This window comes from Rathayibacter sp. AY1C7, assembly GCF_002931865.1.
GTDB lineage: Bacteria > Actinomycetota > Actinomycetes > Actinomycetales > Microbacteriaceae > Rathayibacter.
Window position 1 is genome coordinate 131,799 of record NZ_PSWB01000001.1, and the last position, 23,732, is coordinate 155,530.

Below are 23,732 nucleotides of genomic sequence, written 5' to 3' on the forward strand. Positions count from 1 at the left end.
GCAGAGACCGGCAGGAGCGCGCGCGACGTGCGGGTGCCGCGGCGACCGGAGGCCGCCGGACACGACGGAGCCCCGGCCCCTCGAGGGCCCGCGGTGCGCGGGAGGTCTCGAACGGCCGGGGCTCCCCGGGTCGTGCTGCGCCTAGAGGCGGGCGGGCGCCTGGGAGTGCGCGGCGTGCTCGTCGCGGAGCATGCCGAGCACCTGGGCGCGGAGGTCCTCCGGCGCCGTCTCCTTGCACGCCCGCTGCACGGCGACCGTCAGAACCACGCCGACCTTCGCCTCGTCGGCGCAGTCGACGCATCCCGCCATGTGCTCGCGGATGTCGGCGGCGTCCTCCTTGCACAGCTCGTTGTGGAGGTACTCCTCGAGCTCGGCCTTCGCCTTCGTGCAGCCGCTGTCGGTCATTTCGTGCTCCCGGAAGTGAATGCGGCGCGGAATCCGCGCTCGCGTGCGTAGTCGGTGAGTCGTTCGCGCAGCATGCGCCGGCCGCGGTGCAGCCGGCTCATGACGGTCCCGACGGGGGTCTTCATGATGTCCGCGATCTCCTGGTAGGAGAAGCCTTCGACATCGGCGAAGTAGACGGCGAGCCGGAAGTCCTCCGGGATCGCCTGGAGCGCCTCCTTCACCGCGGTGTCGGGGAGGTGGTCGATCGCCTCCGCCTCGGCCGAGCGGCTGGAGGTGGCCGTGGTCGACTCGGCGCCGCCCAGCTGCCAGTCCTCGAGCTCGTCGATCGCGCTCTGATAGGGCTCGCGCTGCTTCTTGCGGTACGAGTTGATGAACGTGTTCGTGAGGATGCGGTAGAGCCAGGCCTTCAGGTTGGTGCCCTGCTCGAACTGGCGGAACGCGCCGAAGGCCTTCGCGAAAGTCTCCTGCACGAGGTCCTGCGCGTCGGAGGGGTTCTTCGTCATCCGCAGACCGGCCGCGTAGAGCTGGTCGATGAAGGGCAGCGCCTGCTGCTCGAAGAGGGAGCGGAGATCGACGGGAGCCTCGACCGGGGCGTCGTCCAGCGACTCCTCGACGGTCTCCACGATCGTCTGCTCCGCGTCGGCGGGCTCGGGAGCCTCGTCGGCGGGGGTGGTGCGGGGTTCGTCGTCGCGAGTCATCACGAGCGATTCTAGAGCGGCGGCGCGGCGGACGACCGGGGTTGCGGCACGAGGGCGCCTCCGGGCGACGGGCCTGCTGCTCCGGAGGACCGGGGGTGCTGCCGTCATGCTCCGCCTCCGTCACGCTCCTGACGACGCCCTGCGCGCCGACTATCCTGACAACCGATGGTCTTCTCGCGTTATTCCGCCCCCGAGTTCGATCCGTACGGCGACGCCCGTGCGCTCCCCGGCGACGACGCCTGGCCCGCACCCCTCGCGGCCGGCGCTCTCGACGCCGAGGTCGGCCTGCCCGGCTCCAAGTCGCTGACCAACCGGGAGCTGGTGCTCGCTGCTCTGGCCGACGGGCCCTCCACGCTGCGGGCGCCGCTGCACTCCCGCGACAGCGCCCTGATGGTCGAGGCGCTGCGCTCGCTCGGCACCACGATCCGGGAGTCCGGCTCGACCGGCGGCTTCGGCGCCGACCTGGTCGTGGAGCCCGCGGAGGAGCTGCTCGGCTCGACGACGATCGACTGCGGGCTCGCGGGCACCGTGATGCGCTTCGTCCCGCCGCTGGCCGGCCTCGCGCTCGGCCCCACCACCTTCGACGGCGACGCGTACGCGGCGAAGCGGCCGATGGGGGCGACGATCGCCTCCCTCCGCGCGCTCGGCGTGGACGTCGCCGATGACGGCCGCGGCGCGCTCCCCTTCACCGTCCACGGCTCCGGGGCCGTCCGGGGCGGCGACGTCGTCGTCGACGCCTCGCGGTCGAGCCAGTTCGTCTCGGCGCTCCTGCTGGCCGGCGCCCGCTTCGAGGAGGGACTGCACCTGCGCCACGAGGGCAGCGCCGTCCCCTCTCGGCCCCACATCGACATGACCGTCGCCGCACTGGCGGCACGGGGCGTCGAGGTCGGCACGCCCGCCGACGGCGAGTGGACCGTCGCGCCGCAGCCCATCGCCGGCGCCGACGTGCTGATCGAGCCCGACCTCTCGAACGCCGCGCCGTTCCTCGCTGCGGCCCTCGTCACGGGCGGCCGCGTCCGGCTTCGCCACTGGCCGGCCGTCACCACGCAGGTCGGGGCGCACCTCGAGCGGATCCTGCCGCTGTTCGGCGCCCGCGTCGAGCGCGACGGCGAGGACCTCGTGGTCACCGGCGGCGACGAGATCCTGGGCGTGGACCTCGACCTGTCGGAGGGAGGCGAGCTCGCCCCCGCCCTCGCCGCCCTCGCCGCGCTGGCCTCCACTCCCAGCACCCTGACCGGGATCGGCCACATCCGCCACCACGAGACGGACCGCCTCGCCGCCCTCGCCGCCGAGATCACCGGCCTCGGCGGCCGGGTCACGGAGCTCGAGGACGGTCTGCGCATCGAGCCCGCCGAGCTCCACGGCGGCCGCTGGCGCACCTACTCCGACCACCGCATGGCCCACGCCGGCGCTCTGATCGGCCTCGTGGTCCCCGGCGTGGTGATCGAGGACGTCGCCACGACAGCGAAGACCCTCCCGCAGTTCCCGGAGCTGTGGACGACCCTTGCCGGATCGGTCTGACCCGTGTCGTGGTGGACGGACAGCGGCCTCGACGCCGACGGTGCTCTCGACGACTTCGACGGGTACGACGAGTCGGACGCGCGGGTGCGCCCGAACCCGAAGGGCACGAAGCCCCGGACCAAGAACAGGCCCGCCTACGAGGACGCAGAGATCGCGATGGTGCTCGGCGTCGACCGGGGTCGCTACACGGTGATGATCGGCGACGGGACGCCCGAGGAGCACGAGTTCACGGCGGCCCGGGCCCGCGAGCTGCGGCGCCAGGCGATCGTGGCCGGCGACCGCGTCGACGTGGTCGGGGACTCCAGCGGCGACGAGGGGACGCTCGCCCGCATCGTCCGCATCCGCGAGCGGTCGACCCTCCTCCGCCGCAGCGCCGACGACACCGACGCGATCGAGCGCGTGATCGTCGCCAACGCCGACCAGATGCTCTGCGTGGTGGCCGCCGCCGACCCCGAGCCCCGGACCCGGCTGGTCGACCGCTACCTGGTCGCCGCCTTCGACGCCGGGATCACTCCGATGCTCTGCATCACCAAGACCGACCTCGCGGACCCGGCCCCGTTCCTCCGCAACTTCGAGGGGCTCGACCTCCGCGTGTTCCTCTCGAGCCAGGACGAGCCGCCGGTCGACGAGATCGCCGACGCCCTCCTCGGCCACGAGACCGTGGTCGTCGGGCACTCCGGAGTCGGCAAGTCCACCCTCGTGAACAAGCTCGTCCCGGACGCGCACCGGGCCATCGGGCGCGTCAACACCGTGACGGGCCGCGGTCGGCACACCTCGTCCTCCACCGTCTCGCTCCGCGTGGAGCGCGGCGACCGGCACGGCTGGGTCATCGACACCCCCGGCGTCCGCTCGTTCGGACTCGGCCACGTGAACACCGACAACATCCTCGGCGCGTTCACGACACTCGCCGTGATCGCCCGGGACTGCCCGCGCGGCTGCACGCACCTGCCCGACTCCCCCGACTGCGCCATCATCGAGGCGGTCGAGGGCGGACTGCTGGGCGCCAGCGGACCGGAGCGCCTCGACTCGCTCCAGCGCCTCCTGACCACCTTCGCCACGACCGACGGAAGCAGACGATGACCGACCTCTCCCCCCTCCCCGCCGAGGCGCGCCTCGCCGCCGGCGACTCCGCTCCGGAGTTCACGCTGCCGAACCAGGACGGCGAGCCCGTCTCGCTCGCGGACTACCGCGGACGGCGCGTCATCCTGTTCTTCTACCCCGAGGCCGACACCCCCGGCTGCACCACGGAGGCCTGCGACTTCCGCGACAACGCGGCGTCCCTCCGCGACTCCGGCTACGAGGTCCTCGGGATCTCGCGGGACGCTCCGGAGGCGCTGCGCCGCTGGGCCGACGCCCAGGGCATCGCGTACCCGCTGCTGAGCGACCCCGACATGACCGTGCACCGCGCGTACGCGGTGTGGGGCGAGAAGAGCCTCTACGGCAAGACCGTCGTCGGCGTGCTGCGCTCGACGTTCGTCGTCGGAGCCGAGGGAGCGCTCGAGTTCGCGCAGTACGGCGTCCGGGCGACCGGGCACGTCCAGGCGCTCCGCAAGAAGCTGAAGCTCGTGTGACCCCCGGGCGCGCGGTGCAGGTCATCGCGCGCCACCGGCTCTCGGAGGTACGCTCATCTGCGAGCATCTCTCATGTCGACGTGAGCGGCACCGCCCGGTGCCCCGTCGGGACGAGGGGTGGTCAGGGTGCGCTCGAATGCTCGCAGGACGACGGCCGCAGCGGCGATCGCGGTCGTGGCCGCTGTACTGGCGGGCTGCACGCCACCGGAGCCGGCGCTCACCGCCGCCAGGGTGCTGCAGGCGGTGTCCGTCGCCGTCTCGTCCGACGGGGGTGTCCGTGCGATCGAGGGGACGGCCCTCGCCGTCGGCGACGACCCGTCCGACGCCTCGGCGACCACCACCGTCTACGATCCCCCCGAGGTCGCCGCCGACCTGCCGGTCCGTGTCCGGCCCTCGTGGCGCACCGCCGACGCCTCGGGCACCGATCCGGCCGACCTCGCCGGGCGCTCGGGTCGGATCGAGATCTCGCTCGCGGTGGAGAACCTGACGGTCCGGCCCGAGGAGGTCGCGTTCGACGCGGCCGGTCGTGCAGCCCGCCGCAGTGCACTCGTCGGCGCTCCGCTGACGATCGCAGCCTCCGCGGTCCTGCCGGGCGTCTCGCCGAGTCGCGTCGTCACCGAGAGCGAGTCGGGTGCCGTCACCAACGGCGTGCTCAGCCGTGACGAGCACGGAGACGCCGTCGTGCAGTGGGCCGCTCTCCTCGCTCCCCCGGGCGGTGGCGCGACGGCGACGCTGACCCTCGTCGCCGACGTCGCCGACTTCGCCGTCCCCGCCTTCGACCTGGCGGTCCAGCCCGGCGTGAGCACCGACCCGACCACCGAGGGGGCGGTGGGCGCCGCGTTCGACTCCTCCGACGCCTCGCCGCTCGCCCTCGAGCGCCGCACGATCGAGGTCGTCACCGCGGTGGACGACCTGCTGACGCAGGCCGGCACCACCGTCGCCGAGGTGCGGGGCTCGCTCGACGCGACCTCCGAGACTCTCGGTGTCCGCACGGCCGAGGAGCTGCGGGCCGGCGCCGCCTCGACGGCGGCCTCGATGCAGAGCCTCTCCGGGCAGCTCGGCGCGCTCCGGGCGCAGCTGTCGTCGACGGTCTCGGGCACCGAGTCCGGCCTGCTGGCGCAGCTGTCCGAGGCGATCGACGCGGTGGACGCCCTGCTGGGCGATACATCGGCCGCGGTGCCGCCGCCGACGGTCTCGGGCAGCGGATGCGGAGTCGCCGTCGACGGCGGCCGCTCCGGCTCGATCCACTCCGAGCTGCTGCGGCTCACGGCCGAGCTCGACGCGTACGGAGCGGCGGCCGAGTCCTGCCGCGACGAGGTCGTCGCGGCTGTCCGTGCTGCCGCGGGGCCGGCACAGCCCTCCGCCGAGACCTGCACGGCACCCTCGACCACCTGCTCCCTCGCCGCCTCCGGAGCCGCCGTCGACACCGTGCTGCTCGGGATGCTCGATCGCGGGCAGGACCTCGTCGACTCCCTGCAGCCGGAGCTGATGGACGGCGTGCAGGCCGGGTTCGCCGCCCTCGCGAGCAGGGTGGACGCCGCGTCGGCCTCGGTGGACACCCTGGCCGACCCGGAGGGATCCGTCACCCGGGCACTCGCCGCCCTGTCGGCGACGCTGGACGAGCTCGACGAGGACACCGCGGGCCTGGAGACGACGGTCGCCTCGGTCGGCACCGCCGCCACGACCGCCCTGGACGAGCTCGGCACGCCGACCAGCACGGGGTCGCTGTCGGCGCAGAACCAGGAGCTGGCCGATCGGCTCTGCGAGCTGTCGCCGGCGACACTGTCCCCTGCTGCCGCACCCACGCCGACCGGGCGCCCGACGCGCGCACCCGTGGAGGTGACCCGGGGCTCCGTCGAGGAGCTCCGCGCCTACCTGACCGCGACGCCCTGCTCCGGCACGGGCCGCCTCGACGCTCCCGACGGCTATCCGGCCCCCCTGGCCGATCGGCTGAGCGACCAGGTCCACGCGTGGACCGCCGTCGCCTCCACCGTCGGCAGCACCGGCGCTAGCGCCGACCTCGCCGCCCTGCGCGCCGCGCTCGCCACGGTCCGCGGAGGCGTGGCCGAGGCCGGCGCGACGGCCGGCTCGGACGACACGCGCCTCACCGGCCTGCTCGCCTCCCTCCGCACCGGCGTCGACGCGCTGACCGCTCAGCGCGACGCACTCGGCACCCGCATCGACGCTCTCGGTGCCCAGCAGGACGCTCTCGCACCGGCGATCCAGAAGGCGTTCGCCGAGGCGGACACGGCAGCCGCATCCGCGGTCACCGCACTCCTCGACGAGCAGGTGCGGCGGATCTCGACGCGCTCCGGCGCCGACGCCGACGCGGTCGTCGCGATGTTCGACCGGTCGGTCTCGAGCCTGCGCACGGCCTCCTCCGGCATCCGCTCCGACGGTGCAGCGACGGTGGACGCCGGGCACCGGGCTCTCCGCACCGCGGAGGCCCGGATCGGCGGGGCCGTCTCTGAGCGGACGCGCGCCTCCCTGGCCGGCATCGCGACGACGATCGACGCCTCGACCCGCGACACCGACGCGGCCGCCGCGCTCCTCGCAGCCGATCTGCACAAGGTGCTCCTGGACCTCGGCGACCGGACGGTCGGCGGCTCCGGCCTGCTCGGATCGATGACCACGAGTGCCGCGAAGGTCGGCACCGCCGACGTGCAGCTCGCCCTCGCCTCGCAGAGCGCACGGGGCTACGCCGCGGTGCGATCCGAGGACGTCTCGGGCATCCTGCTGGCGCAGGCCCAGGAGCGGGCCTCCCTCCGCGCCGGGGATGAGCTTCCCGCGTTCCACCTCGACCTGCCCGAGGGCACGCGGACCCGGACGGTCTACTCCTTCCGGATCGGGGACGAGCGATGACCCGCCTGGGCAGGCGCGCGGCGCAGCACCCCCGCACCGCCCGACGGAGCCCGATGCTGATCGGCGGCGCCGTCGCCCTCCTCGGCGTCAGCGGTGCCCTCGTCTCCCTCCTGCCCCCGCAGTCCGCCCCGATGACGGAGGTCGCCGCTCTCCCGGTCGGCTTCTCGTGCGCCCGGGTGCCCGAGCGGATGACGCTCGGGGTGGTGGTCTCGCTCAGCTCGGCTCCGGGCGAGGGCGCGGAATGGAAGGACGCGGCGAACGGCGCCGTCGTCGCCGCGCACCGGTCAGCGATGGGCGGCTGCGAGATCGGTCTCGTCGCCGTCGACGACCACGGGACGCCCGAGGGTGCCCGCGCCGCCGTCGAGGAGCTGACGGGGCAGGGCGTGTCCGGCCTCGTCCTCGCGACCCACGGCACCCACACCGCTGCGGCCGTGGACGCCGCTCGGGCCGCGGGGACAGCGGCCGTCCTCCCGTACGGAGGCGGCCCCGCCCTGCCCGACGACGGCGTCTGGTCCCTCGGACCCGACACCGCCTCGGCCGACGCGGCACTCGTGGAGGAGGCCGGCGGAGGCGCCCGGGTACTCCTCGTCGACACCGGTGGAGGCACCCCGACCGGTCTCTCGCCCGCCGCGACGGTGACCGCCGATCCCGGCGCCACCGCGGACGTGATCATCACCGCCGCCCGCCCGCACCTCGAGGGCGAGCTGGCGGTCGAGCGCGTCGTCGTGTCCGGCCCCGCCGCGGCGCAGGCGACGGCGGTCGCCGCTCTGCAGGCGGCGGGGGCGTCCGTCCCGATCCTGCTCACGCCCGACGCGCTGAGCCCCGCCTTCGCTCCCGCCCTGGCCGCGGCCGGAGGCACCCTCTCGGGAGATCTGACGACGATCGGCACGGATTCCGGCGACGCGGTCGCTCTCCGCGGCGACGAGCGCGGGCGCGCGGCCTCTGCGTTCCTGGGGGCTGTGCGGATGACCGCCGACGATGCCGCGCGGACGACCCTCCTCGGCGACCGCGCGTTCCGCGATCTCGCCGCGGTCGCGGACGCCCCCAGCCACGACGCCGTCGTGGCGCTGGTGCGAGCCGCGGCCGTCGCAGGCAGCAGAGAACCCGCGGCGGTCGCCGCCGCACTCCGGGGATCCACGATCGGACCGGCGGACGGGCTCGCCGGTCCGCCGCTCGACTTCGGCGCCGCGCACGCTCTGGACGTCCCGGCACTCCCCCTCCACTCCTCGCCGCAGCGCCTCGGCCTGCGGCCCGCCGACCCGCCGCTGCTCTGGTTCGCCGGACAGCCCCGACCGTGAGCCCCCGGTGCGACTCCTCCTCGACCTCGACGGCACCCGCTCCGACATCGACCTCGGCCGCCACCGCGACTCCGCGACACTCGGCGAGCTGATCGCCACCGCCACCGGGCACCGCCTCCCGCCCGGGACGGCCCTCGCCGTCGACACCGCCCTGCACCCTGTGGAGACCCGGCTGGCCGATCTGCTGCTGCTCGAGGGGACGCGGATCGCCCGCTCCCCCCTGCCCCGACCTGCCGCGGCCCGCGGGTGGACGGCCGTGCTGTCGGGCGGTCTCGGCGCGGGAGCCGTGGTCGAGATCCCGCGGGGCCGTGCGCTGATCGTGGGCCGCTCCCCGCACGCCGACGTCGTCCTCGACACGGCGAGCGCCTCCTGGGAGCACTTCTCGGTGACCCGCGAGGGCGACGGCCTGCGGGTGCGCGACGCCGACAGCACCAACGGCACTCTGGTCGACGGCGTCTCCGCGACGGGGGACGGGGTCCTCGTCTCCGACGCCGCGGTCGTGATCGCCGGTGGGGCGGCTCTCCGACTGCGCCCCGCGCCTCCCGAGCTCCTCGCGCCCGAGCCGGGGAGCACGGACAACGTCACCGCGACGGCGACTGTGCCCTTCAACCGGCCGCCGCGACCGGGACGTCCGGCGGCCGGCGAGGCGGTCGTCCCGCCGGCCCGCCTCGAGATCGCCTCCGCCACGAACTTCAGCGTGATCACCGTCGCCGCGCCGCTCGTCCTCGCCTTCGCGATGGTCCTCATCATGGGCGATGCGCGCTACGCCCTCTTCGCCGCGCTCAGCCCCGTGGCCGGAGTGGGCCTGTGGTTCGAGCAGCGGCACCGGCACGCCCGAGCGACCCGGTCCGAGGAGCAGCGCTACGGCGAGGCGCTGCAGACGCTCCGCGACGACATCGCCCGTTCCGCGCGTGTCGAACGGGCCCGCCTCGAGGAGGACGCGCCCGACCCGGCGACGACGATCCGCCGGGCGGCGCTGCCCGCCACGTCGCTGTGGCAGCGGCGCGCGACCTCCGCCGATGTGCTCCGCCTGCACATCGGCGTCGGCGACGTCCCGTGGTCTCCCCCGCTCGATCAGCGCGGAGTGCCGCGGCTCGAGGAGGAGGTGCGCGCGATCCTGGCGGTGAGCGTCGTCCCGAGCGCGCCCGTGTCCATCGATCTCGCGGACTCGGGCGTCGTCGGGATCGTCGGCGACCGCGAGGGCGGCCTCGCTCTGGCGAGGAGCCTGCTCTGCCAGGCGGCGGTCCACTGCGGTCCGGCCGACCTGGCGATCGGGGTGTTCTGCGACCGGCGACGCGACTCCGACTGGAGCTGGGCCTCCTGGCTCCCCCACACGCGTCTGCCCGGGGGCGGACGCCGCCTCTCCGACCGGCGCGACCGCAGCTCCGAGCTCCTCCGCGCCCTCCGCGAGGAGGACTCGCCGCGCGTGCTCCTGGTGCTCGACTCCGACGTGCTGACCGAGGGACGCGCCGCTCCGGCGCGCGAACTCCTCGGACTCGGCCGCGGCGAGCGCGAGGCGGCGACCCGGATCTCCGGCCTCGTCCTCGCGGCGTCGGAGGAGCAGCTCCCCGCCTCCTGCACGGTCGTCGTCCGGGTCGGAGCGGACGCCTCGGCGGTCCTCTCCCGGCCCGACGAGCGGATCACCGTCGAGGACGTGGTGCTCGCCGGTCTCGCCTCCTCCACGGCCGAGCGCTGTGCGCGCGACCTGGCGCGCTTCGAGGACCCGGAGCTCGTCACCGCGGGGGCGGCCCTCTCCGCGCTCGTGCGGCTGCCGCCGCTCCTGGGCGCCGATCGTCCGACCGCCGCGGACGTCCGGGGGTGGTGGTCGAGCGCCCGGGGCGTGCGCGCGCCCGTCGGCTCGTCCGAGCACGGTCCGCTCGTGCTCGATCTCGTCGCCGACGGCCCGCACGGCCTGGTCGGCGGCACCACGGGCTCGGGCAAGAGCGAGTTCCTGCGCTCCTTCGTGGCCGGCCTCGCGGCCTGGAACGATCCGACGCGCCTCACCTTCGTGCTCATCGACTTCAAGGGGGGTGCAGCGTTCGCGTCCTGCGAGCGGCTCCCGCACACGATCGGCACCATCAGCAACCTCGACGCCCAGCTCGCCGACCGCGCGCTGCGCTCGCTCCAGGCCGAGATGCGGCGTCGTCAGCGGCTCTTCGCCGCCGCCGGCGAGGGTTTCGACGACCTCGACGCGTACTGTGCCACCTCGCCGCCGGAGCCGATGCCGCGGCTCCTGCTCGTCGTCGACGAGTTCGCCGTTCTCGCGAAGGAGCATCCCGACGTCCTGACGTCCCTCGTGAGCGTCGCCGCGGTCGGCAGGACGCTCGGCGTGCACATGATCCTCGCCACCCAGCGTCCGGCCGGAGTGGTGAACGACGACATCCTCGCCAACACCAACCTCCGCGTCGCCCTCCGGGTGCAGAGCCGGGACGACTCCACCGACGTGATCGGAGTCGCGAGCGCGGCCGGGATCTCCCGCTCCCAGACCGGCCGGGCGTACGTGAAGCGGGGCCAGAACGACATCTCGCCCGTCCAGACGGCGCTGGTCACCGGTCGCGCGGAGGCGGCGGCCGTCGAGGCGATCGAGGTCCGCCCGGTCGGACCCACGGGCGTCCCCGTCGAGGGCCCCTCCCCGGTCGCCGCCGACGAGACGGCCCCGACCGATCTCGACCTCCTGATCGACGCGGTGGTCGAGGCGGACGTCGCTTCGGGCTTCGGCCCTCCCCGCCCGATCTGGCCGGAGCCGCTCGAGGACACCGTGGCCCTCAGCGGGTTCGGTGCGGAGGAGTCCGACCTCGGTCGCGTCGTCGGCGACGTCCTGCACGTCGCACTCTCGGACGACCCCGACCGGCAGCGCCGGACGCCGACCGGCTGGGATCTGGGCGAGGGGAACCTGCTCCTCATCGGCATCCCCGGCAGCGGCACCAGCACGGCGCTCGCGTCGATCGCGCTGACGGCCGCCCGCCACTTCCCCCCGGACGAGCTCGACCTCTACGTCCTCGATGCTGGTTCCCGCGACTCCGCCCCGCTCGCGCGACTCCCGCACACCGTCTCCTACGTCGGCGCAGGTGGCGGATCCCACGAGAAGCAGACCCGGTTCCTCCGTCACCTGCGCGACGAGGTGCGCCGGCGCCGAGCATCGCCCGGGGGCCACCGTCGTGCGCTGGTGCTCATCGACGGTCTCGCGACTCTGAAGGACGAGTTCCAGGACTGGGAGGGCCTGGCTCTGATGGAGGCGTTCACCCGCGCCTACGCCGACGGACCGGAGCTCGGCCTGCACTTCGCGGTGACGAGCACCCGGGCGAGGGCGATCCCCTCGGTGATGGAGGAGGTCACGACGCAGAAGTGGCTGTTCCGCCTCGCCGACCCGCAGGACTACGCCGCCGCCGGGGTGAAGCCGGTGCAGGCGCCGGCAGCGGTGCCGGGGCGCTGCGTTCTCACCTCGTCGCTCCTGCAGACGCAGGTCGCGACTCCGAGGGCCGGTCTCGACGACGCGATCGCCGAGCTCGCGGCCGCCTGGCCGGATGCGCGCGGCAGGACGAGCACGGTCGGCACGCTTCCCGACAGGGTCGCTGTGGGCGCACTCGGGATCGAGGCCCGCTTCGATCGCGAGCCGTGGCTGCTCCCGATCGGCCTCGGCGAGTCGGACCTCGCCCCGCTGGCGTTCCAGGTCTTCGAGGGCGAGCACGTCGTCATCGCCGGACCCGCTCGATCGGGCAAGTCGACCGTGCTGCTCGCCCTGGCCGAGGCGGCGCGGGCCGCCGGCTCGGTCGCCGTCTGGGGAGTGTGCGATCGACGCTCCCCGCTCAGGGGCGCCGACCTCGACCGACTCGCCGTGGGCGCGGAGGAGCTCTGCACCCTCCTCGCGTCGCTGTCGACGGAGGAGGGCCCCGTGCTGCTCCTCCTCGACGATGCCGAACGCTGGGACGACACCGACCAGGCGCTGATGAGGCTGGTCTCGTCGGGTCGCCCGGGACTCTGCGTCGTGCTGGCCGGCCGGTCGAGCGAGCTCCGCAGCCATTTCGGGAACTGGACGAAGAAGGCGGCGGCCTCCCGCTCCGTGCTGCTGCTCCAGCCCGACATCGACAACGACGGCACTCTCCTCGGCGCGCAGATCCCGCGGCGCTTCCCCGTCCCGCCCACGGTGGGCCGGGGCTTCGTCAGCCTCGACGGCGAGATCCACTTCGTGCAGTCGGTCTCGCCGACGCCGGCGGACGGCGGCTGATCAGCGCCCTCGGGCGGGTGATCGCGCCTCCGCCACCGAGTCGATCGGCGCGTCCTCCTCGAGAGCGCTCCGATCACTCCGAGACGCTCCGATGGAGGTGCGCGGAGGAAGGAGCGCGGCGACGACGAGCACGTCCCGCCCCCGCTCGCCGGAGCACGCAGGGGCGGGACGGCCGGTCAGCTCCCTCCGCCGGCGGCGAAGATGTTCTGCGAGATCGTCGCCAGCGGGCTGCGCAGCTCCTCGAGCTCCTGCTTGGCCTTCTCGAGGGCCGACTTCGTCTCCGGCCAGGTCGACGAGCGGAACTGCGAGGCCAGCGGACCGTCCCAGAGGTTCGGATCGGACAGTGTCCGCCCCTGTGCGTCGAGCCGGCTGATCTGATCGGCGAGGCCGCCGTTGACGATCGACTGGATCTGCTGGATCGCGGACTTCGCCTCGTCGGTCGAGAGAACACGTGACATGGATCACACCTTTCTACCCCTGCGGACGGGACCGTCCCGACCGCTCCCCACTCCACCAACGTCTCATGAGGATGTCTCGTCATGGTAGAAGGCAAGACAGCACAGACGGCTCGCGTGGCGTCGACGGCTCGACACTGGCGCGGGAGGTCGACTCACTCGCGAGTGGTGATCGCGAAGGGACTGCTCGAGAGGTCCGAGAACGCGCCCACTCGGGCGCGCAGCTCGCAGGACGGAGTCACCGTGAGGGCGGTCACCGTCAGCCCGTCGGACGACACGGCGACCGCGCCGCCGCAGCCGTCGCTGAACCGCACGCCCTCCACTCCGCCCGCGATCGCGTCGAGCATGCTGCTCGCCGGCGCGGACGACGGCGTCGCGAGCAGGGGGTTCACGGGGTCGGCCCCGCTCGGCCAGACCGGCACCAGCGTCACCGGCAGCGGGGTCCGGCCGACCGTCCGCGCGGGAGTCTCGATGCGCACATCCCGCAGCCGCTGCACGGGATACGCCGTCCCGGTGACCGCAGGGTCGGCCACGGCCTGTGCCGTCGCAGACGCTGCCGCCGCCAGCCACCCGTCCAGGGCGCTCTGCTCGGCCACCGCGATCGGCACGGTCGCCGTGACGTCGACGATCCCCTGCGCCGGGACGTGCAGGTCCGTCAGGCTCCAACCGCAGCCGACCCCGACTCCGGTGACGCTCGGCCGGTTGCGCACCGCCGTCACTCCGGACCAGCTGGCCGCGGGGCACGCCGCCGCGGCGTCCGGGCCCGGCAGCACCTCGAGGAAGGACCCCGAGAGGGGCGCGCTCTGGGCGGAGTAGGAGATCTCGACGACCACGGCCCGTCGCTCCGCGTCCCAGGTGGCCGATCGCGTCACTCCGAGGCCCGTCGGCAGCGGCCGGTCCTGCTGCCGGGCCGACAGGTCGGCATCCGGTGCCGAGGCCCGTGCTCCGCCGCCGCGCGGCTGGACGGCGAGGAGCACCGCCCCGATGAGCAGGACGCCGGCGCCGACGGCGGCGAGAATCATCCGCAGACGTCCGCCGCGCCCCCGCCGAGCAGGAGCCTCGAACGGCCGTTCCGCCAGGCGCAGCTCGCGGCGCGGCACCGGGCGGAGCACGGTCGCCTGCGACGACGGGCCGAGCTCGGGAGCGGGCCCCTCCTCCACCGGCTCCGACGACATCTCCACCGCCATCCCGCGGAGGACCGTGCCCGGGCGCTCGGCCTCCTCGAACTCCGCCGCGCCCGCCGCGAGCGGCAGCGCCGGCAGCCCGGCCAGCGCCGGGGAGAGGCGTCGCAGGATCCCCGCCGCCTCCGCAGCCGTCGGCCGCGACGCCGGATCCTTCGCGAGCATCCGGTCCAGGAGCGACGCGAGCCGCGGCGGCAGATCCAGCGGCGGCGGGAGCATCGCGACGTGCCGGTAGGCGACCGCGACGTCGGCGCCGGGGCCCGCGAAGGGGGTCCGGCCGCACAGCAGCTCGTAGAGCAGGATCCCCGTCGAGTAGACGTCGCTCGGCGGGCCGGCCGCTCCGGTGGCGAGCATCTCGGGCGAGAGGTACTCCGGCGTCCCGATGACGCCCGTCGTCGCGCGCGGCCCCTCGGCGACCACGTGAGCGATGCCGAAGTCGGAGACGCGGACGGCGGAGCCCGCATCGTCCGCACCCTCCGCGAGCAGGACGTTGTCGGGCTTCATGTCCCGGTGGACCGTGCCGATCGCGTGCGCGGCGGCGAGAGCGTCGAGGATCGAGGCCGCCACGGGCAGCGCATCGACCGCCGGGAGGGTGCCCTCGTCCCGCAGCAGCTCCCGCAGCGATCCGCCGCCGACGAGCTCCATCACGATCCCGAGCGTCTCCCCCTCCACGACGAGGTCGAGCACCTCCACGACGTGCGGGTGCCGCAGACGGGTGAGCACCGACCTCTCACGGACGAACCGCTCGACCAGGCCCGCGTCGTGCACGTGCTCACCGCGGAGGAGCTTCGCCGCGCGGTCCGGCCCCTGCGCGTCGGCGACGCGCCACACCTCGCCCGCGGCACCCGAGCCGATCCGCTCGAGCAGGCGGTAGCGCGCCCCCAACGGATCCCCGGCACTCCTCGCCATGCCGCCTCCCGATCCGAGCTTCCGTCATCTTCGAGAGGAAACATAGCGGAGACCGCTCGGGCGGATCAGCGGTGGCGCATCGGCCTGATCAGAACCCCTCGTTGGCGCGCGGTGCGTAGTCGGCGCCCAGCGCCTCCAGCTCGTCGGCGGTCAGCTCCACGTCCAGCGACGCGACCGCGTCGTCGAGGTGGTGGAGCTTCGTGGCTCCGACGATCGGAGCGGTGACCGCCTCCTGCTGCCGGACCCAGGCGAGCGCCACCTGCGCACGGGGCACGCCGCGCTGCTCGGCGATGCGTGCGACGGTCGCGACGGTCCGCCGGTCGGCCTCCTCCTGCTGGCGGTAGAGGGTGCCGCCGAAGACGTCGGTCTCGGTGCGCGCCGTGGTCTCGTCCCAGTCGCGGGTGAGCCGGCCCCGGGCGAGCGGCGACCACGGGATCACGCCGACTCCCTGGTCGACGCAGAAGGGGTGCAGCTCGCGCTCGTCCTCGCGCTGGATCAGGTTGTACTGGTCCTGCATCGAGACGAACCGCGTCCAGCCGCCCAGATCCGCGGTGTACTGCGCCTTCGCGAACTGCCACGCCCACATGCTCGAGGCGCCGATGTAGCGCGCCCTGCCCGAGCGGACGACGTCGTGGAGCGTCTCCATCGTCTCCTCGATCGGCGTCTCGGGGTCCCAGCGGTGGATCTGGTAGAGGTCGACGTAGTCCGTGCCGAGACGCCGGAGGCTGTCGTCGATCGCGCTGAGGATGTGCCGCCGCGAGAGGCCGCCGCCGTTGGGGCCGGGGCGCATCCGCCCGTGGACCTTCGTGGCGATCACGACCTCCTCGCGGACCGCGAAGTCCGCGAGCGCCCGGCCGACGAACTCCTCGCTCGTGCCGTCGGAGTAGACGTCCGCCGTGTCGAACGTGGTGACGCCGAGCTCCAGCGCCCGCCGGAGGAAGGTCCGCGACTCCTCCTCGCCCATGCTCCAGCCGTGGGCACCGCGGTCGGGAGCGCCGAAGCTCATGCAGCCGAGGACGATCGAGGAGATCTGCAGGCCGCTGGAGCCGAGTCGGGTGGAGTCCATGCGCGTCGCTTCCGTGTCGAGGAGGGGGTCCCTCCAGCGTCGCACCCGCGAGCGGCGGCGCGCCAGCCGTCCGGCTACACGGCCGGATCGCGACGAGTGGCGGCGACCACGCTCGGGAGGAACAGCGCGACGACGGCCACCGCGGCCGGCGCCAGCAGCGCCCAGCCGATGTCGGGCACGGCGTACTGGCCCTGGAAGGCGCCGAGCGCCACGGCCATCATCACCAGCTGGATCGTCAGCGCCGACGCGCGCATCCAGCCTCGCCGTCGCACGGCGCCGAGCGTCGTCGCGGCGGCCCAGCACACGGCGATCAGCGCGAGGACGACGATGGCGATCCCTCCGCCGACCGTGTCGGCACGGGTCGTCAGCAGCTCGAGCACGAGCCACGCCGCGACCCCGGCGACGGCGAGCGTCTCGAGTGCCAGGACCGCGATCAGCACCACCAGACCGAGCGGCCGGGAGGCGGTCGGGCGGGGTCCGCGGGACCCGCTCGCGTCAGCGGTCACAGGCACATCCCATCCAGGACTCTTGATTCGGGCTCATCCCCGTGACAGGCTAGTCCAGTTCGTTTCACCGCTCACAGGGTCGTGGGTTTCCGCCGATGTGAACATCCGATCCCGCCGCGCCGTCAGGCAAGGGGGCGAGCCGGATGACCAGCACTGGAGCCGGGTGGCCGACGCAGTGCTCACGCATCGCGTCGAGTGCACCGGCAAGAACCGAGCGTTCTCCCGTCCACCACCCCGATCCACCCCGCGCTCCAGCACGGGGCCTCGTGGCGTGCGCCGGTGAGGGCGCGGAGGTCGAGTACTGGTCGGGATCGTCGGCGTGGATCGATCATCCCACCCGAACACTGCGTGGTTCCTCCACGCACGCCTTCACACAAGGAGCACCCGCATGGACTGGCGCGACAAGGCCGCTTGCCTCACCGCAGACCCCGAGCTTTTCTTCCCGGTCGGCAACACCGGCCCGGCCGTGGACCAGATCGAGAAGGCGAAGTCGGTGTGCGCACGCTGCACCGTCACCGAGGTCTGCCTCCAGTACGCCCTCGAGACCGGCCAGGACTCGGGCGTGTGGGGCGGCCTCAGCGAGGACGAGCGTCGCGCCCTGAAGCGCCGCGCCGCCCGCGCACGCCGCGCCTCCTAGGCGCACGAGCCGCTCGGCGGCACGAACGATCCCGACCCCCGTCGCCTCTCGGCAGCGGGGGTCGCGTCGTCTCCGGGCTCAGGAGCGGGCGCGCTCCAGCCACCGCAGCGGCACCTCGATGGTGACCTCGGTGCCGCGCCCGACCAGCGTGTGCCAGTCGATGGTGCCGCCGAGCTCGCCCTGGATGAGCGTGCGCACGATCTGCGTGCCCAGGCCCGATCCGACCTTGCCCTCCGGCAGCCCGACGCCCGTGTCGCGCACCTTCACCGTGAGCTCGTCGTCGCTGCGCGAGGCGACGATCTCCACGTAGCCCTCCCGTCCGGCCAGGCCGTGCTCGACGGCGTTGGTGACCAGCTCGGTCAGGGCGAGCGCGAGCGGAGTCGCGTACTCGCTGGGCAGGTTGCCGAAGCTCCCCGTCAGCTTCGGGTGCACCGTGGTGTTGTGGGTCGAGGCGACCTCGGCGATCAGCAGCAGCACCCGGTCGAAGACCGCGTCGAAGTCGACGTTCTGGTTCAGCCCCTCCGAGAGCGTGTCGTGCACGACCGCGATGGCGGCGACGCGGCGCATCGCCTGCGTGAGCGCCTCCCGGGCGAGGTCGGAGTGGGTGCGCCTGGCCTGGATCCGCAGCAGCGAGGCCACGGTCTGCAGGTTGTTCTTCACGCGGTGGTGGATCTCGCGGATCGTCGCGTCCTTGGTGATGAGCTCCCGCTCCTGGTGGCGCAGCTCCGTCACGTCGCGGCACAGGACGACGGCGCCGACCCGCTCGCCGCGGTCGCGGATCGGGATCGCGCGCAGCGACACCGTCACTCCGCGGGCCTCGATGTCGGTGCGCCACGGCGCCCGGCCGGTCACGACCAGCGGGAGCGACTCGTCGATGACGACCTTCCCCGCGATCAGCTTCGTGGTGACCTCGGCGAGCGACTCCCCCTCGAGCTCGTCGGCGAAGCCGATGCGGTTGAACGCCGAGAGGGCGTTGGGGCTCGCGAACGTGGTGACGCCGTCGACGTCCAGGCGGATCAGTCCGTCGGACGCGCGCGGCGCCCCGCGACGAGGACCGGTCGGCGCGCCCAGGTCCGGGAAGTCGCCCGAGGCGATCATCGAGAAGAGGTCGTTCGCGCAGTCGTTGAACGTCAGCTCCTGCCGGCTCGGCGTGCGCGTCTCGCTGAGGTTGGTGTGGCGCGTGACGACCGCGATGGGGCGGTCCGTCGTGCCGCCGTCGGAGGCCCCCAGGCGGCGCAGGACGGGCACCGCGCGCACGCGGGTGGGCGTCTCCTCGAACCAGTCCGGGGCGGAGGTGTCGACGATCCGCGCGGTCTCGAACGCCTCGACGACCTGGGCGCGCCACTCCGACTTGATCCTCTGCCCGACGAAGTCGCGGTAGAAGAGCGTCGCCGCGCTGCTGGGGCGCGCGTGGGCGACGGCGACGAAGCTGTCGTCGGCCGTGGGCACCCAGAGCACGATGTCGGCGAAGGCCAGGTCGGCGAGCAGCTGCAGGTCGCCGACGAGCAGGTGCAGCCATTCGACGTCCGCTTCGTCGGATCGGCCGTGGGAGAGGACGAGGTCACTGAGGGTCGACACCCGACAAGCCTAGGGCGCGGCCGGGCGGTGCACGCCGGGCTCGCTGTCCACAGCTCGGGACGGCCGACGATTATCCACAGTCTGCGCCTCTGCACTCCATGAGCATCCCTCGACTGCTTCGATGAGGTCGTCCTCGCGTGCCGACCCAGCGCGCCCCGCCCGTCGAGCAGAGAGGTGACCCGGACCCGTGAACAGCTCGTCCTGCCCCAGGAGATCGCCGCATGAGCCTTCCCCTCCACGCCTTCGACTACCGCACCCTCCCCCTCGACCCCGAGGCGGCCGTGGAGCGGCTCACCCTCGCGGAGTTCTTCGCCCCGCAGCCTGCGACCCGCGCCGAGCTGCCCGACCCGGAGCCCCTGCTCGCCCGGCTCACGCACCTCGTGATCGAGATCCTGGAGGGCTCGCGCGAGATCGACCAGATCGCGCGATGGCTGAGCGACGAGGTCTACCACCACCTGCAGAAGCGGGTCGTGCTCGCGGCCCGCGCCCGCAGCCTGCGGAAGCGGACGGCGCAGCGCGTCCCGTTCACGGTCGGACGGGTGATCGTCACGGAGCCGCGGGACGGCGTCGTCGAGGGAGTGGTCCTGGTGCATCACCGCGCACGGAGCCGGGCCGTCGCGATCCGGCTCGAGGGTACGGACGCCCGCTGGCGGGCCACCGCGATCAACGTGCTGTGAGGAGCGGGTCAGCGCTCCCGGGCGGCCGCACCGGCCGGGAGCACGATCTCCACTCCCCTGTCGCGCAGGGCCTCCTCGAGCTCCGGGGGCGGCGGGGCGGCGGTGGCGAGATGATCCGCGCGACCGAGCTCCGCGACCTCCTCGGGGACGGCTTCACCGCCGCCGACTACGACCACATCGGCGGACTCCCTCCCCAGCCCGGCTCGCAAGCGGTGTGCGCAGCGGTGGAGTCGGCGCTCGAGGCCTGCTGCGTCCCCGGGCTCGTCCTCGAGACGGACCGGCCGACGACGATCGGCCTCGGCGACACCTTCGCCGGCGGCTTCGTCTCGGCTCTCGCGCGCGGCGAGTCCTGACGGCGGGCGAGGCCGGGCTCCGAGCCTCCGCAGGAACGCCGACGGCCCCGGACACCCGCTGCTGCGGGACCGGGGCCGAGGGCGTCGTCCGGGGAGGACTCAGCGGCGCTTGGACTGCGCGCGTCGCTCCTCGCGGTTGGCGGGGGCGTCCGAGCCGCCCGGCTTCTGGCCGAAGGCGCCGGTCGTCGGAGTCTCCTCCGCCTCGCCCTCGGGGAGCGCCTTGCGGGCCTCCTCGGCGCGGGCCTTCGCGGTGGCCGCCTGCTGCACCTGTCCGCGCTGGTCGCGGACCTCGACGCCGCCGGTGTCGCTCGGGGCCGAGTAGCTGAGCTTCTCGGCCGGAGCGACCGGCTGAGCGAGGCCCTTGGCCGCGACTCCGGCGACCTCGCCCTGCTTCTGGGTCACCTCGACCTCGAGGTTGAAGAGGAAGCCGACGGTCTCCTCGCGGATCTGCCCCATCATCTGCTGGAACAGGGCGAAGCCCTCGCGCTGGTACTCGACCAGCGGGTCGCGCTGGGCCATCGCGCGCAGGCCGATGCCGTCCTTGAGGTAGTCCATCTCGTAGAGGTGGTCGCGCCAGCGGCGGTCGATCACCGAGAGCACGACACGGCGCTCGAGCTCGCGCATGGCGGGAGAGCCCAGCTGCTCCTCGCGGCGCTGGTAGGCGAGCTGCGCGTCCGAGAGGATCTCGCGGCGCATGAACTCCTTGTTGATGCGGCCGCGGCTGCCCGCCTCCTGCACCACCTCGTCGATGGTGAGGCTGATCGGGTACAGCGTCTTCAGCTCGGTCCAGAGGGCGTCGAAGTCCCAGTCGTCGCCGTTGCCGTCGCCGGTGTGCACCTCGAGGATCTCGTCGATCACGTCGACGAGGAACTTCTGGGTGCGCTCGTGCAGGTCGTCGCCCTCGAGGATGTGGCGGCGGTCCGAGTAGATCGCCTCGCGCTGGCGGTTGAGGACGTCGTCGTACTTGAGGACGTTCTTGCGGATCTCAGCGTTGCGGGCCTCGACCTGCGACTGGGCGCTGCGGATGGCGCGCGAGACGACCTTCGACTCGATGGCGATGTCGTCCGGGACGTTGCCCCGGCCCATGAGCGCCTCGGCGGCGCCGGAGTTGAACAGGCGCATGAGGTCGTCGGTGAGCGAGAGGTAGAAGCGGCTCTCCCCCGGGTCGCCCTGGCGGCCCGAGCGTCCGCGGAGCTGGTTGTCGATGCGGCGCGACTCGTGGCGCTCGGTGCCGAGCACGTAGAGGCCGCCGGCGGCCTGGACCTTCTCGGCCTCCTCGCCCACCTTCTCCTTGACGGCGGCGAAGACCTCGTCCCACGCGGCCTCGTACTCCTCCGGAGTCTCGGAGGGGTTCAGGCCCTTGGCCGTCATCTCGGAGACCGCGAGGAACTCGGCGTTGCCGCCGAGCATGATGTCGGTGCCTCGACCGGCCATGTTGGTCGCGACGGTGACGGCGCCGAGGCGGCCGGCCTGGGCGACGATGGCCGCCTCCCGCGCGTGGTTCTTGGCGTTCAGGACCTCGTGGCGCACGCCCTTCTTGGCGAGCAGGCGCGAGAGGTACTCGCTCTTCTCGACGCTGGTCGTGCCGACGAGGACCGGCTGCCCGGCCGCGTGGCGCTCCGCGATGTCCTCGACGACCTGGGCGAACTTGACCTGCTCGTTCTTGTAGACGAGGTCGGCGTTGTCGATCCGCTGCATCTTGCGGTTCGTCGGGATCGGGACGACGCCGAGCTTGTAGGTCGACATGAACTCGGCGGCCTCGGTCTCGGCCGTTCCGGTCATGCCGGAGAGCTTCGCGTAGAGGCGGAAGTAGTTCTGGAGCGTGACTGTGGCCAGGGTCTGGTTCTCGGCCTTGACCTGCACGCCCTCCTTCGCCTCGATGGCCTGGTGGATGCCCTCGTTGTAGCGGCGTCCGGCCAGGATGCGGCCGGTGTGCTCGTCGACGATCAGGACCTCGCCGTTCAGCACGACGTAGTCCTTGTCCTTCTTGAACAGCGCGCGCGCCTTGATGGCGTTGTTGAGGAACGAGATCAGCGGGGTGTTCGCCGACTCGTAGAGGTTGTCGATGCCGAGGTAGTCCTCGACCTTCTCGATGCCGGGCTCGAGGACGCCGACGGTGCGCTTCTTCTCGTCGACCTCGAAGTCCTCGCCCTCGTCGAGGCGCTTGGCGAGGTTGGCGAACTCCGCGAACCAGCGGTTCGCCTCGCCCGAGGCCGGCCCGGAGATGATCAGCGGGGTGCGGGCCTCGTCGATGAGGATCGAGTCGACCTCGTCGACGATGGCGTAGAAGTGGCCGCGCTGGACCATGTCCTGCGCCTGCCACGCCATGTTGTCGCGGAGGTAGTCGAAGCCGAACTCGTTGTTCGTGCCGTAGGTGATGTCGGCCGAGTACTGCTCGCGGCGCTGCTCCGGGGTCTGGCCCGAGAGGATCACTCCGGTCGTCATGCCGAGGGCGCGGAACACGCGCCCCATCAGCTCGGACTGGTACGACGCGAGGAAGTCGTTGACCGTGACGATGTGCACGCCGCGGCTGGCGATCGCGTTGAGGTAGGCCGGGAGGGTCGCGACGAGCGTCTTGCCCTCTCCGGTCTTCATCTCGGCGATGTTGCCCAGGTGCAGGGCGGCGCCGCCCATGAGCTGCACGTCGAAGTGGCGGAGGCCGAGCGTCCGGCGCGAGGCCTCGCGGACGGCGGCGAACGCCTCCGGCAGCAGGTCGTCGAGGGACTCGCCGTTCGAGTAGCGCTCGCGCAGCTCGACGGTCTCGTTCTTCAGCTCCTCGTCGCTGAGGTGCGTGAAGTCCTCTTCGAGGGCGTTGACGGCCTTCGCGTAGTTCTCGAGGCGGCGGATGACCCGCCCCTCCCCGACGCGAAGGACCTTTTCGAGGACAGAGGCCACGGGGTACTCCAATAAAAGTAGAAGACAGGAGTCGCGCGCCGGAGCGCGGACCGCGACCAGCCTAGCCGGGGCGGGCGGCGAGCGGTCGGGGCGACGCGTCCGCCCTGGGCGGACTCCCTGCCTGGGCACGGCGAGGGCCCCGGAGCGGATGCTCCGGGGCCCGGGGTCGGATCTCAGCCGGCGGCCTGCTCGGCGAGCTCGTCGGCCTCGTCGCCGAGGCCGATCACGCCGTAGTCCCAGCCCTTGCGGCGGTAGACCACGCTCGGGCGGTTCGTGTCGGAGTCGATGAAGAGGTAGAAGTCGTGTCCGACCAGCTCCATGTAGTCGACGGCGTCGTCGACGGTCATCGAGACGGAGGCGAAGACCTTCTTGCGGATGACGACGGGGCAGTACGGCTCCTCGACCTCGTCCTCCACCGGCTCCGGCGCCTCCTGCACGGGGATGACGCCCGTGCTCAGCTGCTCCAGCACCGCCGCGTCGGCCGGCTGGATGGCGACGACGCTGAAGTCGTCGGCGGCCGCGTCGCGGAGCGAGGTCGGCCGATGCTGGCCCCGATGGACCTTCTTCCGGTCCTTGGCGCGTCTCACCCGTTCGAGCAGCCGGCCGATGGCGACGTCGAACGCCGCGTACTTGTCGGCTCCGCTCGCCTCGGCCCGGACCACGGGCCCCTTGCCGATCAGCGTCAGCTCCACGCGGTCGCCGCCGGCCGAGCCCTTGCCCTCGGCGTGCCTGCTCGCCTTGATCTCGAGTGCGAGAGCACGATCGGCGAGGTGCGCCACCTTGTCCGACTTCTCCGTCGCGTACGCGCGGAAGCGATCGGTGATGTCGATGTTGCGTCCTGTGATGTCGATGTCCATGACAACCTCCCAGTCGAGTACGGCGTGCCGCCTTTCTC

At 73.2% G+C, this 23,732-nt stretch carries 18 protein-coding genes; 9 read left to right on the plus strand and 9 right to left on the minus strand.

Translation table 11 applies throughout. The features are described 5' to 3' along the window. Positions 1-141 precede the first annotated feature (141 nt). Entirely contained in the window at positions 142-405 is a 264-nt protein-coding gene (locus C5C69_RS00580) for a zf-HC2 domain-containing protein (RefSeq protein ID WP_104224116.1), read from the minus strand. After that, positions 402-1,103 carry a sigma-70 family RNA polymerase sigma factor gene (locus C5C69_RS00585; protein WP_104224117.1) on the minus strand — a complete coding sequence of 234 codons (702 nt, stop codon included), beginning with the start codon at positions 1,101-1,103 and terminating at the stop codon, positions 402-404. The genes C5C69_RS00580 and C5C69_RS00585 overlap by 4 nt, the downstream gene beginning before the upstream one ends. 165 nt (positions 1,104-1,268) lie before the next feature. Here C5C69_RS00585 and aroA point away from each other — a divergent pair, with 165 nt between their 5' ends. From aroA to C5C69_RS00615, 6 genes are all read left to right on the plus strand, one after another. Continuing rightward, entirely contained in the window at positions 1,269-2,624 is a 1,356-nt protein-coding gene (aroA, locus tag C5C69_RS00590) for a 3-phosphoshikimate 1-carboxyvinyltransferase (RefSeq protein WP_104232787.1), read from the plus strand. A 3-nt stretch (positions 2,625-2,627) separates the two neighbouring features. Then, entirely contained in the window at positions 2,628-3,704 is a 1,077-nt protein-coding gene (rsgA, locus tag C5C69_RS00595) for a ribosome small subunit-dependent GTPase A (RefSeq protein WP_104224119.1), read from the plus strand. After that, positions 3,701-4,195: a thioredoxin-dependent thiol peroxidase gene (bcp, locus tag C5C69_RS00600; protein WP_104232788.1), complete on the plus strand. Its 495-nt coding sequence runs from the start codon at positions 3,701-3,703 to the stop codon at positions 4,193-4,195. Before rsgA ends, bcp begins: the two co-directional genes overlap by 4 nt. A gap of 126 nt (positions 4,196-4,321) precedes the next feature. Then, a complete protein-coding gene (locus C5C69_RS00605; RefSeq protein WP_146083584.1) occupies positions 4,322-7,057 on the plus strand; it encodes a hypothetical protein in 2,736 nt (911 codons plus the stop codon). Continuing rightward, the gene (locus tag C5C69_RS00610; protein WP_104257092.1) at positions 7,054-8,355 is read left to right on the plus strand and encodes an ABC transporter substrate-binding protein; all 1,302 of its coding nucleotides are present in this window, start codon (positions 7,054-7,056) and stop codon (positions 8,353-8,355) included. Before C5C69_RS00605 ends, C5C69_RS00610 begins: the two co-directional genes overlap by 4 nt. Positions 8,356-8,362: 7 nt before the next feature. After that, positions 8,363-12,580 (plus strand): FtsK/SpoIIIE domain-containing protein, encoded by a 4,218-nt coding sequence (locus tag C5C69_RS00615; RefSeq protein ID WP_104257093.1) that lies wholly within the window; start codon positions 8,363-8,365, stop codon positions 12,578-12,580. 176 nt (positions 12,581-12,756) lie between these two features. Here the strand turns inward: C5C69_RS00615 and C5C69_RS00620 are convergent, their stop codons facing one another. The 4 genes from C5C69_RS00620 to C5C69_RS00635 form a co-directional block, all read right to left on the minus strand. Beyond that, on the minus strand, positions 12,757-13,038 hold the full coding sequence (locus C5C69_RS00620) for a pyrophosphorylase (protein ID WP_104257094.1): 282 nt from the start codon (positions 13,036-13,038) through the stop codon (positions 12,757-12,759). A 152-nt stretch (positions 13,039-13,190) separates the two neighbouring features. After that, positions 13,191-15,125, minus strand: coding sequence for a serine/threonine-protein kinase (locus C5C69_RS00625; RefSeq protein ID WP_104257095.1), 1,935 nt, complete (start codon positions 15,123-15,125; stop codon positions 13,191-13,193). A gap of 88 nt (positions 15,126-15,213) precedes the next feature. Further along, positions 15,214-16,191: an aldo/keto reductase gene (locus C5C69_RS00630; protein ID WP_104257096.1), complete on the minus strand. Its 978-nt coding sequence runs from the start codon at positions 16,189-16,191 to the stop codon at positions 15,214-15,216. A 74-nt stretch (positions 16,192-16,265) separates the two neighbouring features. Then, positions 16,266-16,697, minus strand: a complete 432-nt coding sequence (locus C5C69_RS00635) for a hypothetical protein (RefSeq protein ID WP_104257097.1) — start codon at positions 16,695-16,697, stop codon at positions 16,266-16,268. Between the two features lie 388 nt (positions 16,698-17,085). On the opposite strand from C5C69_RS00635, the gene C5C69_RS00640 reads away from it, so the two are divergent. After that, entirely contained in the window at positions 17,086-17,334 is a 249-nt protein-coding gene (locus C5C69_RS00640) for a WhiB family transcriptional regulator (RefSeq protein ID WP_055788231.1), read from the plus strand. 78 nt (positions 17,335-17,412) lie between these two features. Here the strand turns inward: C5C69_RS00640 and C5C69_RS00645 are convergent, their stop codons facing one another. Then, positions 17,413-18,912, minus strand: coding sequence for a sensor histidine kinase (locus C5C69_RS00645; RefSeq protein WP_104257098.1), 1,500 nt, complete (start codon positions 18,910-18,912; stop codon positions 17,413-17,415). 221 nt (positions 18,913-19,133) lie between these two features. Here C5C69_RS00645 and C5C69_RS00650 point away from each other — a divergent pair, with 221 nt between their 5' ends. Beyond that, entirely contained in the window at positions 19,134-19,589 is a 456-nt protein-coding gene (locus C5C69_RS00650; protein WP_219812326.1) for an Rv3235 family protein, read from the plus strand. 110 nt (positions 19,590-19,699) lie between these two features. Next, a complete protein-coding gene (locus tag C5C69_RS00655; protein ID WP_104224129.1) occupies positions 19,700-19,942 on the plus strand; it encodes a hypothetical protein in 243 nt (80 codons plus the stop codon). Between the two features lie 99 nt (positions 19,943-20,041). Here the strand turns inward: C5C69_RS00655 and secA are convergent, their stop codons facing one another. Continuing rightward, a complete protein-coding gene (secA, locus tag C5C69_RS00660; RefSeq protein ID WP_104225488.1) occupies positions 20,042-22,837 on the minus strand; it encodes a preprotein translocase subunit SecA in 2,796 nt (931 codons plus the stop codon). A 173-nt stretch (positions 22,838-23,010) separates the two neighbouring features. Further along, the gene (gene hpf / locus C5C69_RS00665) at positions 23,011-23,694 is read right to left on the minus strand and encodes a ribosome hibernation-promoting factor, HPF/YfiA family (protein WP_104224131.1); all 684 of its coding nucleotides are present in this window, start codon (positions 23,692-23,694) and stop codon (positions 23,011-23,013) included. Positions 23,695-23,732: the final 38 nt, after the last annotated feature.

Excerpts from the sequence above, each read along its gene's own strand:
- C5C69_RS00580 (WP_104224116.1), bottom strand. The coding sequence starts at position 405 with ATGACCGACAGCGGCTGCACGAAGGCGAAGGCCGAGCTCGAGGAGTAC.
- C5C69_RS00585 (WP_104224117.1), bottom strand. The coding sequence starts at position 1,103 with ATGACTCGCGACGACGAACCCCGCACCACCCCCGCCGACGAGGCTCCC.
- aroA (WP_104232787.1), top strand. The coding sequence starts at position 1,269 with ATGGTCTTCTCGCGTTATTCCGCCCCCGAGTTCGATCCGTACGGCGAC.
- bcp (WP_104232788.1), top strand. The coding sequence starts at position 3,701 with ATGACCGACCTCTCCCCCCTCCCCGCCGAGGCGCGCCTCGCCGCCGGC.
- C5C69_RS00610 (WP_104257092.1), top strand. The coding sequence starts at position 7,054 with ATGACCCGCCTGGGCAGGCGCGCGGCGCAGCACCCCCGCACCGCCCGA.
- C5C69_RS00620 (WP_104257094.1), bottom strand. The coding sequence starts at position 13,038 with ATGTCACGTGTTCTCTCGACCGACGAGGCGAAGTCCGCGATCCAGCAG.
- C5C69_RS00625 (WP_104257095.1), bottom strand. The coding sequence starts at position 15,125 with ATGGCGAGGAGTGCCGGGGATCCGTTGGGGGCGCGCTACCGCCTGCTC.
- C5C69_RS00630 (WP_104257096.1), bottom strand. The coding sequence starts at position 16,191 with ATGGACTCCACCCGACTCGGCTCCAGCGGCCTGCAGATCTCCTCGATC.
- C5C69_RS00640 (WP_055788231.1), top strand. The coding sequence starts at position 17,086 with ATGGACTGGCGCGACAAGGCCGCTTGCCTCACCGCAGACCCCGAGCTT.
- C5C69_RS00650 (WP_219812326.1), top strand. The coding sequence starts at position 19,134 with ATGAGCCTTCCCCTCCACGCCTTCGACTACCGCACCCTCCCCCTCGAC.
- C5C69_RS00655 (WP_104224129.1), top strand. The coding sequence starts at position 19,700 with ATGATCCGCGCGACCGAGCTCCGCGACCTCCTCGGGGACGGCTTCACC.
- hpf (WP_104224131.1), bottom strand. The coding sequence starts at position 23,694 with ATGGACATCGACATCACAGGACGCAACATCGACATCACCGATCGCTTC.